General features: G+C 40.7%; 12 protein-coding genes and 1 pseudogene. All 13 read left to right on the forward strand.

Annotated elements, in window-relative coordinates; all coding sequences use genetic code 11:
* The first annotated feature begins 24 nt into the window (after window positions 1–24).
* Complete coding sequence (locus D8787_RS05175; RefSeq protein ID WP_125421450.1) at window positions 25–567, forward strand: YceD family protein; 543 nt, start codon at window positions 25–27, stop codon at window positions 565–567.
* On the forward strand, window positions 567–1,196 hold the full coding sequence (gene nth, locus D8787_RS05180) for an endonuclease III (protein WP_125421453.1): 630 nt from the start codon (window positions 567–569) through the stop codon (window positions 1,194–1,196). Before D8787_RS05175 ends, nth begins: the two co-directional genes overlap by 1 nt.
* A 210-nt stretch (window positions 1,197–1,406) precedes the next feature.
* Entirely contained in the window at window positions 1,407–1,928 is a 522-nt protein-coding gene (gene pyrR, locus D8787_RS05185) for a bifunctional pyr operon transcriptional regulator/uracil phosphoribosyltransferase PyrR (RefSeq protein ID WP_033681983.1), read from the forward strand.
* An 18-nt stretch (window positions 1,929–1,946) separates the two neighbouring features.
* The gene (locus D8787_RS05190; RefSeq protein WP_125421456.1) at window positions 1,947–2,870 is read left to right on the forward strand and encodes an aspartate carbamoyltransferase catalytic subunit; all 924 of its coding nucleotides are present in this window, start codon (window positions 1,947–1,949) and stop codon (window positions 2,868–2,870) included.
* Between the two features lie 49 nt (window positions 2,871–2,919).
* Window positions 2,920–3,999 carry a carbamoyl phosphate synthase small subunit gene (locus D8787_RS05195; RefSeq protein ID WP_000166837.1) on the forward strand — a complete coding sequence of 360 codons (1,080 nt, stop codon included), beginning with the start codon at window positions 2,920–2,922 and terminating at the stop codon, window positions 3,997–3,999.
* 448 nt (window positions 4,000–4,447) lie between these two features.
* Window positions 4,448–7,624 carry a carbamoyl-phosphate synthase large subunit gene (carB, locus tag D8787_RS05200; RefSeq protein ID WP_125421459.1) on the forward strand — a complete coding sequence of 1,059 codons (3,177 nt, stop codon included), beginning with the start codon at window positions 4,448–4,450 and terminating at the stop codon, window positions 7,622–7,624.
* A 217-nt stretch (window positions 7,625–7,841) separates the two neighbouring features.
* A pseudogene (locus D8787_RS05205) lies at window positions 7,842–7,967 on the forward strand (divalent metal cation transporter); the annotation flags it as partial.
* A gap of 351 nt (window positions 7,968–8,318) precedes the next feature.
* Window positions 8,319–9,026 carry a 2-C-methyl-D-erythritol 4-phosphate cytidylyltransferase gene (locus tag D8787_RS05210; RefSeq protein WP_000638495.1) on the forward strand — a complete coding sequence of 236 codons (708 nt, stop codon included), beginning with the start codon at window positions 8,319–8,321 and terminating at the stop codon, window positions 9,024–9,026.
* A gap of 4 nt (window positions 9,027–9,030) precedes the next feature.
* Window positions 9,031–10,053, forward strand: a complete 1,023-nt coding sequence (locus D8787_RS05215; RefSeq protein ID WP_125421462.1) for a ribitol-5-phosphate dehydrogenase — start codon at window positions 9,031–9,033, stop codon at window positions 10,051–10,053.
* A 16-nt stretch (window positions 10,054–10,069) separates the two neighbouring features.
* Window positions 10,070–10,939: a phosphotransferase family protein gene (locus D8787_RS05220; RefSeq protein ID WP_125421465.1), complete on the forward strand. Its 870-nt coding sequence runs from the start codon at window positions 10,070–10,072 to the stop codon at window positions 10,937–10,939.
* Window positions 10,929–11,807 carry a DMT family transporter gene (locus D8787_RS05225; protein ID WP_125421468.1) on the forward strand — a complete coding sequence of 293 codons (879 nt, stop codon included), beginning with the start codon at window positions 10,929–10,931 and terminating at the stop codon, window positions 11,805–11,807. The genes D8787_RS05220 and D8787_RS05225 overlap by 11 nt, the downstream gene beginning before the upstream one ends.
* Before the next feature lie 11 nt (window positions 11,808–11,818).
* The gene (locus D8787_RS05230) at window positions 11,819–12,508 is read left to right on the forward strand and encodes a sugar phosphate nucleotidyltransferase (RefSeq protein WP_000643974.1); all 690 of its coding nucleotides are present in this window, start codon (window positions 11,819–11,821) and stop codon (window positions 12,506–12,508) included.
* An 87-nt stretch (window positions 12,509–12,595) separates the two neighbouring features.
* Window positions 12,596–13,444 carry a DNA-processing protein DprA gene (gene dprA, locus D8787_RS05235; RefSeq protein ID WP_125421471.1) on the forward strand — a complete coding sequence of 283 codons (849 nt, stop codon included), beginning with the start codon at window positions 12,596–12,598 and terminating at the stop codon, window positions 13,442–13,444.
* Window positions 13,445–13,567 lie beyond the last annotated feature (123 nt).

The following is a 13,567-nucleotide window of genomic DNA, read 5'->3' on the forward strand; positions in this document are numbered from 1 at the left end:
AGAGTAAATCTTTATGGAGGAAGTATGAAATTAAATATTCAAGAAATTCGTAAGCAGTCTGAAGGCTTGCATTTTGAACAAACCTTAGACCTATCCGTAGACCTGCGTGCACGTAATCAAGAAATTTTAGATGTAAAAGATATCCTTGCAGTTGGGAAAGTACAGTACGAAGACAGTATGTATTTATTAGATTATCAACTATCTTATACCATTGTTCTTGCTTCAAGTCGCAGTATGGAGCCAGTTGAGTTAGTTGAATCTTATCCAGTAACGGAAGTTTTCATGGAAGGCGCAACTAACCAGCTAGACCAAGAAGTTCTAGATGATGATTTGGTCTTGCCTATCGAAAATGGAGAACTTGACCTTGCTGAGAGCGTGTCAGACAATATCCTACTAAACATTCCTATCAAGGTCTTGACTGCTGAAGAAGAGGCTGGTCAAGGATTTGTTTCAGGAAATGATTGGCAAATCATGACTGAGGAAGAATACCAAGCTCAACAAGCAGTTAAGAAAGAAGAGAACAGTCCTTTTGCTGGCTTACAAGGACTATTTGATGGAGACGAATAATGGTCTTATCAAAAAAACGGGCACGAAAGGTGCTAGAAGAAATCATTGCTCTGTTTCCAGATGCCAAGCCCAGTCTTGATTTTACCAATCATTTTGAACTCTTGGTTGCGGTCATGTTGTCAGCCCAGACAACGGATGCAGCGGTAAATAAGGCCACACCAGGTCTCTTTGCTGCCTTTCCAACGCCACAAGCCATGTCTGTTGCGACAGAGGGTGAGATCGCTTCATACATTTCTCGCCTGGGACTGTATCGAAATAAGGCTAAATTCCTTAAAAAATGTGCCCAACAGTTACTAGATGATTTTGATGGTCAAGTCCCTCAAACACGTGAGGAATTGGAAAGTCTTGCTGGTGTTGGTCGCAAGACAGCCAATGTTGTCATGAGTGTGGGCTTTGGGATTCCAGCTTTTGCAGTGGATACTCATGTGGAGCGTATTTGCAAACACCATGATATTGTCAAAAAATCAGCGACACCACTTGAGGTAGAAAAGCGGGTCATGGATATCTTGCCACCTGAGCAGTGGTTAGCCGCCCATCAGGCCATGATTTATTTTGGAAGAGCTATCTGTCACCCTAAAAATCCAGAGTGTGACCAGTACCCACAGTTATATGATTTTAGCAATTTGTAAGATGGAACATCGAAAGTTTTTGCTTGATTTTAAGCATGCTTTGTGCTATAGTAATTGATAACTAAATATTCCTTTAAACCTGTCCCGTGAGGCAGGCAAGGAGCGCGATAAAGTAGAAGGGTGAAGTCTATACTATTTGTAGTAGGGCTCGCTTGGCTATACATTTCAAGTCTCCTTGTTTAAGGAGACTTTTCTTTTTGGAGGTTTGTCATGAAGACAAAAGAAGTTGTAGACGAATTGACCGTCAAACGAGCGATTACGCGTATTACTTACGAGATTATCGAACGTAACAAAGATTTGAACAAAATCGTCTTGGCTGGTATTAAAACTCGTGGTGTCTTTATCGCCCACCGTATCCAGGAACGTTTGGAGCAGCTAGAAAACCTTTCAGTTCCGGTTGTGGAATTGGACACCAAACCTTTCCGTGATGACGTTAAAAGCGGAGAAGATACTTCTTTGATTTCTGTTGATGTGACAGGCCGTGAGGTTATCTTGGTGGATGATGTGCTTTATACAGGTCGTACCATCCGCGCTGCTATTGATAATATTGTAGGTCATGGTCGTCCTGCGCGCGTGAGTTTAGCAGTTCTAGTCGATCGTGGACATAGAGAATTGCCAATCCGTCCAGATTACGTTGGAAAAAATATCCCAACCAGTCGTTCTGAAGAAATCATCGTAGAGATGGCAGAACTTGATGGCCAAGACAGAGTTCTAATTACTGAAGAAGCTTAGAAAGCTAAAGGAGTAGCCATGTCAGAAAATCAACAAGCATTGAACCATGTGGTGTCCATGGAAGACCTCACTGTCGATCAAGTGATGAAATTGATCAAGCGAGGAATTGAGTTTAAAAATGGAGATCAGCTTCCCTATGAAAACCACCCGATTGTTTCCAATCTTTTCTTTGAGGATTCTACACGGACGCATAAGTCCTTTGAAGTCGCAGAGATTAAACTGGGGCTGGAACGACTTGACTTTGATGTGAAGACCAGCTCGGTAAATAAGGGTGAGACACTTTATGATACTATCTTGACTCTGTCTGCCTTAGGAGTGGATGTCTGTGTGATTCGTCACCCAGAGGTCGACTACTACAGAGAGTTAATTGCGAGTCCGACGATTACGACTTCCATCATCAATGGTGGAGATGGGTCAGGACAACACCCTAGCCAGAGCTTGCTTGATTTGATGACCATTTATGAGGAATTTGGTCACTTTGAGGGGCTCAAGGTTGCGATTGCAGGTGACTTGGACCACTCACGCGTTGCCAAATCCAATATGCAGATTTTGAAACGCTTGGGTGCTGAACTGTTCTTTGCAGGACCTGAGGAATGGAGAAGTCAAGAGTTTGCGGATTATGGACAGTTCGTAACTATTGATGAAATCATTGATCAGGTGGATGTCATGATGTTTCTCCGTGTGCAACATGAACGTCATGATAGTGGAGCTATCTTTTCAAAAGAAGACTACCATGCCCAACATGGCTTGACTCAAGAACGTTACGATCGTTTGAAAGAAACAGCAATCCTTATGCACCCAGCTCCAGTCAATCGTGATGTAGAAATCGCAGATCACTTGGTTGAAGCACCAAAATCACGGATTGTCCAACAAATGACCAATGGTGTCTTTGTTCGAATGGCAATCTTAGAATCCGTATTGGCGAGTAGAAACGCCAACTAAAACACAAGACGTTAAAAGACGCCAGTGAGCGTCCACGAGAGGTGAAAATATGACAAAAAGACTTCTAGTATTAGAAGATGGAACAATTTTCGAAGGCAAGGCCTTCGGAGCAGATATTGATGTAACAGGCGAAATCGTCTTTAATACAGGCATGACCGGCTACCAAGAATCCATTACAGACCAGTCTTATAATGGACAAATCTTGACCTTTACTTATCCTTTGGTCGGAAATTATGGAATTAACCGTGATGATTATGAATCCATTATTCCAACTTGTAAGGGAGTTGTTGTTTTCGAAGAAGCGCGTAGAGCAAGTAACTGGCGTAATCAAATGACCTTGGATGAATTTTTGAAAGCCAAGAAAATTCCTGGTATTTCAGGGATTGATACGCGTGCACTTACCAAGATTATCCGTAAGCATGGTACCATGCGTGCAACCTTGACCCATGTTGGGGACAGCATGGATCATGTGACGGACCAGCTCCAAGCAACGGTATTGCCGACAGACAATATTAAGCAGGTTTCTACTAAAACATCCTATCCAGCTCCAGGAGTTGGTTTGAGCGTAGTGCTAGTAGACTTTGGTCTTAAGCACTCAATTTTACGTGAACTTTCGAAGCGAAACTGTAATGTGACCGTGGTTCCATACACAACAACGGCAGAAGAAATTCTTCATCTTAATCCTGACGGAGTGATGTTGTCAAATGGGCCAGGTAACCCAGAAGACGTTCCACAGGCACTCGATATGATTCGCGGTGTGCAAGGAAAAATTCCAATCTTTGGTATTTGTATGGGACACCAACTCTTCGCTATGGCAAATGGTGCTAAGACCTACAAGATGAAATTTGGTCACCGTGGCTTTAACCATGCAGTACGTGAAATTGCCACAGGACGAGTAGACTTTACCAGCCAGAACCACGGTTATGCAGTTAGCCGTGAGGATTTGCCAGAGCACTTGATTATCACCCACGAAGAAATCAATGATAAGTCAGTGGAAGGTGTGCGCCACAGATATCAACCTGCTTTCTCTGTTCAATACCATCCAGATGCAGCCCCTGGTCCACACGACGCTAGCTACCTATTTGACGAGTTTATCGAGATGATGGAAGCTTTTAAACAATCAAACTAAGAATGAGTAAAAGCTCGTCGGAGAATTTATGTAACTGAACACGGACGGAAAGCTCGGAATTTAGAGAAACCAATTTGGATTGTCAATCCTTCCGTAGTTTCCTAAAATTCAATCGCTTTCTATTGGTCCTTTGTATCTTATTTAATGGCAACCCGAGAGTTGTCGAATAGAAAGGCAGGTCGTTTCTTTTAGTCGCTATCAGGCGAACTAAAAACTCCCTGCACTAGATTTTTTACCGAAAAGTATCGTTTCGCTAAAAAATCGTCGGAGAATTTATTTAATGTCGCTCTGTGAGGCGACGAATAGAAAGGAGAAGGGTGATCCGTATTTGCTGAACTGAATACGGGCTACGGACGGTGCTAAAAAGATAGTTATTCCTAGAACTGACAGTTCTTCGTCATAACTCCTATTTTAGCTTTGTCCGCTTGACGCCCTTAATATCTTATATATGCCTAAACGTACTGATATTCAAAAAATTATGGTGATTGGTTCTGGTCCGATTATTATTGGTCAGGCTGCTGAGTTTGACTACGCGGGGACCCAGGCCTGCTTGTCGTTGAAAGAGGAAGGTTATGAGGTTGTTTTGGTTAACTCAAACCCTGCAACTATCATGACTGACAAGGAAATTGCTGATAAGGTTTATATTGAACCGATTACACTTGAGTTTGTGACACGTATTCTTCGTAAGGAACGTCCAGATGCCTTGCTGCCAACACTCGGTGGTCAAACAGGGCTTAATATGGCCATGGAATTGTCTAAAAATGGTATCCTAGATGAGCTTGGAGTGGAGCTTCTGGGTACTAAATTATCTGCCATTGACCAAGCGGAGGACCGTGACCTCTTTAAACAATTGATGGAAGAATTGGAACAACCAATTCCAGAATCTGAAATTGTTAATACAGTAGAAGAAGCAGTTGCCTTTGCAGCAACAATTGGCTACCCAGTCATCGTCCGTCCAGCCTTTACTCTTGGTGGTACTGGTGGTGGTATGTGTGCCAACGAGGAAGAATTGCGTGAAATCGCTGAAAATGGTTTGAAATTGTCACCTGTTACCCAATGTTTGATTGAACGTTCGATTGCAGGTTTCAAGGAAATCGAATACGAAGTGATGCGTGACTCAGCTGACAATGCTTTGGTTGTTTGTAACATGGAAAACTTTGACCCAGTTGGGATTCACACAGGGGATTCCATTGTATTTGCCCCTGCCCAAACCATGTCAGACTATGAAAACCAAATGCTTCGTGACGCAAGCTTGAGCATTATTCGTGCCCTCAAGATTGAAGGTGGATGTAATGTTCAGCTGGCTCTTGATCCACACAGTTTCAAGTATTATGTCATCGAAGTAAACCCTCGTGTATCACGTTCGTCAGCACTTGCTTCTAAGGCGACAGGTTACCCAATTGCTAAGTTGGCTGCTAAGATTGCAGTAGGTTTGACCTTGGATGAGGTTATCAACCCAGTTACAGGTTCAACCTATGCCATGTTTGAGCCTGCCCTTGACTACGTGGTTGCTAAGATTCCTCGTTTCCCATTTGACAAGTTTGAAAAAGGTGAGCGCCGTCTTGGTACCCAGATGAAGGCGACTGGAGAAGTCATGGCAATCGGTCGTAACATCGAGGAATCTCTCCTTAAGGCTTGTCGTTCCCTTGAAATTGGGGTTCATCACAATGAAATACCTGAACTTGCATCAGTTTCTGATGATGCCTTGATTGAAAAGGTTGTGAAAGCCCAAGACGATCGTCTCTTCTATGTATCAGAAGCTATTCGTCGTGGTTATACACCTGAAGAGATTGCTGAATTGACTAAGATTGATATCTTCTATCTGGATAAACTCTTGCACATCTTTGAAATTGAGCAAGAATTGGGCGCTCATCCACAAGATCTAGAAGTCTTGAAAACAGCCAAACTCAATGGTTTCTCAGACCGTAAGATTGCTGAACTATGGGAAACGACCGCTGATCACGTTCGCCAACTTCGTTTGGAAAACAAGATTGTTCCAGTTTATAAGATGGTAGATACTTGTGCGGCAGAGTTTGACTCTGAAACACCATATTTCTATTCTACCTATGGTTGGGAAAATGAATCTATCAGATCTGATAAGGAATCTGTACTAGTCCTAGGTTCAGGTCCAATCCGTATCGGTCAAGGGGTTGAGTTTGACTATGCAACTGTTCACTCGGTTAAGGCTATCCAGGCTGCTGGTTATGAAGCCATCATCATGAACTCAAACCCAGAGACTGTTTCAACAGACTTCTCTGTATCAGATAAGCTCTACTTTGAACCATTGACATTCGAAGATGTTATGAATGTCATTGACTTGGAGCAACCAAAAGGTGTTATCGTTCAGTTCGGTGGTCAAACAGCCATCAACCTAGCTGAACCACTGGCAAAAGCAGGTGTGACCATTTTGGGAACGCAAGTCGCTGACCTAGACAGAGCTGAAGACCGTGACCTCTTTGAGCAAGCTCTTAAAGATTTGGATATTCCACAGCCACCAGGACAAACGGCTACCAATGAAGAAGAAGCAGTTCTTGCAGCTCGCAAGATTGGCTTCCCAGTTCTTGTCCGCCCATCTTATGTACTTGGTGGACGTGCCATGGAAATCGTTGAAAACGAAGAAGACCTTCGTTCTTACATGCGAACTGCTGTTAAGGCTAGTCCAGATCACCCAGTTCTTGTCGACTCTTATATTGTTGGGCAAGAGTGTGAAGTTGATGCCATCTCAGACGGAGAAAATGTCCTTATCCCTGGTATCATGGAACATATCGAACGTGCTGGTGTCCACTCAGGTGACTCAATGGCCGTTTACCCACCACAAACCTTGTCGCAAAAGGTTCAGGAAACCATTGCAGACTACACTAAACGCCTAGCAATTGGTCTTAACTGCCTTGGAATGATGAACATCCAGTTTGTTATCAAGGATGAAAAAGTCTACGTTATTGAGGTCAATCCACGTGCCAGCCGTACGGTTCCATTCCTTTCTAAGGTGACCAATATTCCTATGGCTCAAGTAGCGACCAAGCTCATTCTTGGTCAAAACCTTGAAGAACTGGGCTACCAAGATGGTCTTTACCCTGAAAGCACTCGCGTTCATATCAAGGCACCTGTCTTCTCCTTTACGAAACTAGCTAAGGTAGACAGCTTGCTTGGTCCTGAAATGAAGTCAACAGGTGAAGTTATGGGTTCTGATACGACTTTGGAAAAAGCTCTCTATAAGGCCTTTGAAGCTTCTTACTTACACTTGCCAACTTTTGGTAACGTTGTATTTACCATCGCTGATGATGCAAAAGAAGAAGCTTTGGACTTGGCTCGTCGTTTCCAAAATATTGGCTATGGAATCCTCGCGACAGAAGGGACAGCAGCCTTCTTTGCCAGTCATGGATTGCAAGCCCAACCTGTTGGTAAGATTGGTGATGACGATAAGGATATTCCAAGCTTTGTTCGCAAAGGAAGAATTCAAGCTATCATTAACACAGTAGGAACCAAACGTACTGCTGATGAAGATGGAGAGCAAATCCGCCGTTCAGCCATTGAACACGGGGTGCCCCTCTTCACAGCCCTAGATACAGCTAATGCCATGCTTAAAGTATTGGAAAGCCGTAGTTTTGTCACAGAAGCAATCTAGTTTAGAAAAATTTTTCACAGTTTTAAAGCCAGCGTTTTCTGATGCTGGCTTTTGCCATATTGGTATTGCTTATTTCAACTATCATACTTTCCTTAAGAATCATTTCAAAATGTGATTCAATAAGAATAAATTGGAAATAGAAAACTATTTTCAACATTTCTTTCAAAAACTTCATTAATAAAATAGGTAAAGACAAGATTAGAAAGTGAATATTCCGATGTCTTCTTACAAAAAGGTCTCTCTTTCTGAGATCAACCAATCTATTGAAACTCCGGATAACAATCATTTTTTGCAAAATCTAAAAGCATTTTTAGGTCCTGGAGCTCTTGTAGCAGTTGGTTATTTTTTATTTTAAAGACTTGTCCCGAGCTCATTCGTATTTATATCATAAAGTTAGCTAATAAGAAATGAAGGGCAGTAAGGTAAGTAATCACTTTGAAGTTTCAAATTTTGTTTTTAAGTTTTCTTTAAGTAAATTATATTATTCTAAAGGACTCTAAAATTTCACAGCCATTTATTAGTAATGACTACAGAATTCCTAGTCATTCCTAGAAATGATCCTGTTTCTTTGAATAATAGAACTGCATAATTCCCCTATTCTAGAAGGGGAGGACTAGTATTTTTTTCATGATATAACTAGATTGTGGTATAATAGGGAGAATAAGTTTTTTTAGTAAGATAAAGGAGAAAATAGATGATTTATGCAGGAATTCTTGCTGGTGGAACTGGCACACGCATGGGGATCAGTAACTTGCCAAAACAATTTTTAGAGCTAGGTGATCGACCTATTTTGATTCATACAATTGAAAAATTTGTCTTGGAACCAAGCATTGAAAAAATTGTAGTTGGTGTTCATGGAGACTGGGTTTCCCATGCAGAGGATCTTGTAGATAAATATCTACCTCTTCATAAGGAGCGTATCATCATTACAAAAGGTGGTGCTGACCGTAATACGAGTATTGAGAAAATCATTGAAGCCATCGATGCTTATCGTCCGCTTACTCCAGAGGATATCGTTGTTACCCACGATTCTGTTCGTCCATTCATTACGCTTCGCATGATTCAGGACAATATCCAACTTGCCCAAAATCATGACGCAGTAGACACAGTGGTAGAAGCGGTTGATACTATCGTTGAAAGTACTAATGGTCAATTTATTACAGATATTCCAAATCGTGCTCACCTTTATCAAGGACAAACACCTCAAACATTCCGTTGTAAGGACTTCATGGACCTTTACGGTTCTCTATCTGCCGAAGAGAAAGAAATCTTAACAGATGCATGTAAAATCTTTGTGATCAAAGGAAAAGATGTAGCCTTGGCCAAGGGTGAATACTCAAATCTGAAGATTACAACAGTAACAGATTTGAAGATTGCAAAAAGTATGATTGAGAAAGACTAGTGATATGATTAATCAAATTTATCAACTGACTAAGCCCAAGTTTATCAACGTCAAATACCAGGAAGAGGATATTGACCAAGAGAATCATATCCTCATCCGCCCCAACTACATGGCTGTCTGTCATGCGGATCAGCGTTACTATCAAGGAAAACGTGATCCAAAGATTTTGAATAAAAAACTTCCAATGGCAATGATTCACGAAGCATGTGGAACCGTTATTTCTGATCCGACAGGAACTTATGAGGTTGGGCAAAAAGTTGTCATGATTCCTAATCAGCCCCCTATGCAGAGTGGTGAAGAATTTTATGAGAACTACATGACAGGGACTCATTTCTTGTCTAGTGGATTTGATGGCTTTATGAGAGAGTTTGTTTCTCTTCCTAAAGACCGTGTGGTGGCTTATGATGCTATTGAAGATACGGTTGCAGCCATTACAGAGTTCGTCAGTGTCGGTATGCATGCCATGGATCGTCTATTGACCCTTGCTCATAGTAAGTGGGACCGAATCGCCGTTATCGGAGATGGAAGTTTAGCTTTTGTGGTTGCCAATATTATCAACTATACTCTACCAGAAGCGGAGATTGTGGTTATTGGTCGTCATTGGGAAAAGTTGGAACTCTTTTCATTTGCCAAAGAATGCTATATTACTGATAATATTCCTGAAGATTTAGCCTTTGACCATGCTTTTGAGTGTTGTGGTGGTGATGGTACTGGACCAGCTATTAATGATTTGATTCGCTACATTCGTCCTCAGGGAACGATTCTTATGATGGGAGTTAGCGAGTATAAAGTTAATCTCAATACACGCGATGCTTTAGAAAAAGGCTTGCTCTTGGTTGGGTCCTCTCGTTCTGGTCGTATTGATTTTGAAAATGCAATTCAAATGATGGAAGTCAAGAAATTTGCCAATCGTCTTAAAAATATCCTTTATTTAGAAGAACCTGTAAGAGAAATTAAAGATATTCATCGTGTCTTTGCAACCGATTTAAACACAGCCTTTAAAACCGTGTTTAAGTGGGAAGTATAAGTATTGGAGGTTAATTGTGGAGAAAATGATTAAAGAAAAAATTTCTTCCTTACTTAGTGAAGAAGAGGAAGTCCTCAGTGTTGAACAACTGGGGGGAATGACCAATCAAAACTATTTGGTCAAAACAACAAATAAGCAATACATTGTTAAGTTTTTTGGTAAAGGGACTGAAAAACTTATCAATCGTCAAGATGAAAAGCACAATCTTGAACTACTTAAAGATTTAGACCTAGATGTCAAAAATTATCTTTTTGATATTGAGGCTGGTATCAAAGTAAATGAGTATATTGAGTCGGCTATCACGCTTGATTCAACGTCAATCAAGACTAAGTTTGATAAAATTGCTCCAATTTTACAAACGATTCATGCCTCTGGCAAGGAATTAAGAGGAGAATTTGCTCCTTTTGAAGAAATCAAAAAATACGAATCCTTGATTGAAGAAAAAATCCCTTATGCTAACTATGAAGCAGTTCGAAAAGAAGTCTTCTCCTTAGAGAAAAGACTGGCTGACTTAGGTGTTGATAGAAAATCTTGTCATATCGATTTGGTGCCTGAAAACTTTATCGAATCACCTCAAGGACGTATATATCTGATTGACTGGGAATATTCATCAATGAATGATCCAATGTGGGATTTGGCAGCCCTCTTTTTAGAGTCTGAATTCACTTCCCAAGAGGAAGAAGCCTTCTTGTCTCGCTATGAGAGTGAGCAAACACCTGTCTCTCGTGAAAAGATTGCCATTTATAAAATTTTACAAGACGCTATTTGGAGTTTATGGACAGTTTACAAAGAAGAGCAAGGTGCAGATTTTGGTGATTATGGTGTGAGCCGTTACCAAAGAGCTATTAAAGGTTTGTCATATTATGGAGGTTCAGATGAAAAATAAAAATGGAGTTTCTTTTGGTCTACTCTCAGGTGTTTTCTGGGGATTAGGTCTAACGATTAGTGCTTATATCTTTTCGATTTTTACAGATTTGTCGCCCTTTGTGGTGGCTGCTGCTCACGATTTCTTGAGTATCTTTATCTTACTAGCTTTTCTTTTGGTAAAAGAAGGAAAAGTTCGTCTCTCAATTTTCTTAAATATTCGCAATGTCAGTGTTATCATTGGAGCCTTGCTAGCTGGTCCTATCGGAATGCAGGCCAATCTTTATGCAGTTAAGTATATTGGAAGTTCCTTAGCTTCATCTGTATCGGCTATCTACCCTGCAGTTTCAGTTTTATTGGCTTTCTTCTTTTTGAAGCACAAGATTTCAAAAAATACTGTATTTGGGATTGTCTTGATTATTGCAGGGATTATTGCTCAGACCTATAAGGTTGAACAGGTCAATTCCTTCTACATTGGGATTCTTTCTGCTTTGGTTTGTGCTATTGCATGGGGAAGTGAGAGTGTTCTTAGCTCCTTTGCCATGGAAAGTGAATTGAGTGAAATCGAAGCTCTCTTGATTCGTCAAGTGACTTCATTCTTGTCTTATCTTGTGATTGTGCTCTTCTCTCATCAGTCATTTGCAGAAGTAGCCAATGGGCAATTACTAGGTCTCATGATTATCTTTGCAGCTTTTGATATGATTTCCTATTTGGCTTATTATATCGCTATTAATCGCTTGCAACCAGCCAAGGCTACAGGTTTGAACGTGAGTTATGTAGTTTGGACGGTCTTGTTTGCAGCTCTCTTCTTGGGAACAGCACTAGATATGCTGACAATTATTACGTCACTTGTCGTCATTGCTGGAGTTTATATTATTATTAAAGAATAAAGGAGATTCGTGTGAAAGCCATTATCTTAGCAGCGGGCTTGGGAACTCGCTTGCGTCCTATGACTGAAAATACCCCTAAAGCCTTGGTTCAGGTTAATCAAAAACCCTTGATTGAATACCAAATTGAGTTTTTAAAAGAAAAAGGAATCAATGACATCATCATCATCGTTGGTTACCTTAAAGAACAATTCGATTACTTAAAAGAAAAGTACGGTGTTCGCCTCGTTTTCAATGATAAATACGCTGACTACAATAACTTTTACTCTCTCTATCTTGTAAAAGAAGAATTGGCCAACAGCTATGTTATTGATGCCGATAACTATCTCTTTAAAAATATGTTCCGCAATGATTTGACACGTTCGACTTATTTTAGTGTCTATCGTGAAGATTGTACCAACGAATGGTTCTTGGTCTATGGAGATGACTATAAGGTTCAAGACATTACTGTTGATAGCAAGGCTGGTCGTATCCTTAGTGGTGTATCCTTCTGGGATGCTCCAACTGCAGAAAAGATTGTAAGCTTTATCGACAAGGCCTATGCAAGTGGCGAATTTGTTGATCTCTACTGGGACAATATGGTTAAGGACAATATCAAAGAGCTAGATGTCTATGTTGAAGAATTAGAAGGTAATAGCATCTATGAAATTGACAGTGTCCAAGACTATCATAAATTAGAAGAAATTCTTAAAAACGAGAATTAATGATTCCAACATCTGGCTGAAATAGTCGGATGTTTTTTGATTTTTTTACGAATAAATAGATGAGTAGAAAAAGAAATGGAGTTATTTATGAAAATCACAAACTATGAAATCTATAAGTTAAAAAAATCAGGTTTGACCAATCAACAGATTTTGAAGGTCCTAGAATACGGTGAAAATGTTGATCAAGAACTGTTGTTAGGCGATATTGCAGATATATCAGGTTGCCGAAATCCAGCTGTTTTTATGGAACGTTATTTTCAGATAGACGATGTGCATTTGGAGAAAGAATTTCAAAAATTTCCATCTTTCTCTATTTTAGACGACTGTTATCCTTGGGACTTGAGTGAAATTTATGATGCACCTGTGCTTTTATTTTATAAGGGCAATCTTGAACTCTTGAAATTTCCTAAGGTAGCGGTTGTGGGGAGTCGTGCTTGTAGCAAACAGGGAGCTAAGTCAGTTGAAAAAGTCATTCAAGGCTTGGAAAATGAACTGGTTATTGTCAGTGGATTAGCCAAGGGGATAGACACAGCAGCTCATATGGCAGCTCTGCAGAATGGTGGAAAAACCATTGCAGTGATTGGAACAGGGTTGGATGTGTTTTATCCTAAAGCTAATAAACGTTTGCAAGACTACATCGGAAATGAGCATTTGGTTCTCAGTGAGTATGGACCTGGTGAACAACCTCTGAAATTTCATTTTCCTGCCCGTAATCGCATTATTGCTGGACTTTGCCGAGGTGTGATTGTAGCAGAGGCCAAGATGCGCTCGGGAAGTCTCATTACCTGTGAGCGAGCGATGGAAGAAGGCCGCGATGTCTTTGCTATTCCTGGTAGCATTTTAGATGGACTATCAGACGGTTGCCATCATTTGATCCAAGAAGGAGCAAAATTGGTCACAAGTGGGAAGGATGTTCTTGCGGAATTTGAATTTTAATACTCTTCGAAAATCTCTTCAAACCACGTCAGCTTCCATCTGCAACCTCAAAACAGTGTTTTGAGCAACCTGCGGCTAGCTTCCTAGTTTGCTCTTTGATTTTCATTGAGTATAAGAAGAAAG

It is taken from the genome of Streptococcus mitis (genome assembly GCF_003944325.1).
Lineage (GTDB): Bacteria > Bacillota > Bacilli > Lactobacillales > Streptococcaceae > Streptococcus > Streptococcus mitis_CW.

What these genes read in the sequence shown, in the direction of transcription:
- D8787_RS05190 (WP_125421456.1), top strand. Translation starts at nt 1,947, where the DNA reads ATGTCAGAAAATCAACAAGCATTGAACCATGTGGTGTCCATGGAAGAC.
- dprA (WP_125421471.1), top strand. Translation starts at nt 12,596, where the DNA reads ATGAAAATCACAAACTATGAAATCTATAAGTTAAAAAAATCAGGTTTG.
- nth (WP_125421453.1), top strand. Translation starts at nt 567, where the DNA reads ATGGTCTTATCAAAAAAACGGGCACGAAAGGTGCTAGAAGAAATCATT.
- carB (WP_125421459.1), top strand. Translation starts at nt 4,448, where the DNA reads ATGCCTAAACGTACTGATATTCAAAAAATTATGGTGATTGGTTCTGGT.
- D8787_RS05195 (WP_000166837.1), top strand. Translation starts at nt 2,920, where the DNA reads ATGACAAAAAGACTTCTAGTATTAGAAGATGGAACAATTTTCGAAGGC.
- pyrR (WP_033681983.1), top strand. Translation starts at nt 1,407, where the DNA reads ATGAAGACAAAAGAAGTTGTAGACGAATTGACCGTCAAACGAGCGATT.
- D8787_RS05210 (WP_000638495.1), top strand. Translation starts at nt 8,319, where the DNA reads ATGATTTATGCAGGAATTCTTGCTGGTGGAACTGGCACACGCATGGGG.
- D8787_RS05175 (WP_125421450.1), top strand. Translation starts at nt 25, where the DNA reads ATGAAATTAAATATTCAAGAAATTCGTAAGCAGTCTGAAGGCTTGCAT.
- D8787_RS05225 (WP_125421468.1), top strand. Translation starts at nt 10,929, where the DNA reads ATGAAAAATAAAAATGGAGTTTCTTTTGGTCTACTCTCAGGTGTTTTC.
- D8787_RS05215 (WP_125421462.1), top strand. Translation starts at nt 9,031, where the DNA reads ATGATTAATCAAATTTATCAACTGACTAAGCCCAAGTTTATCAACGTC.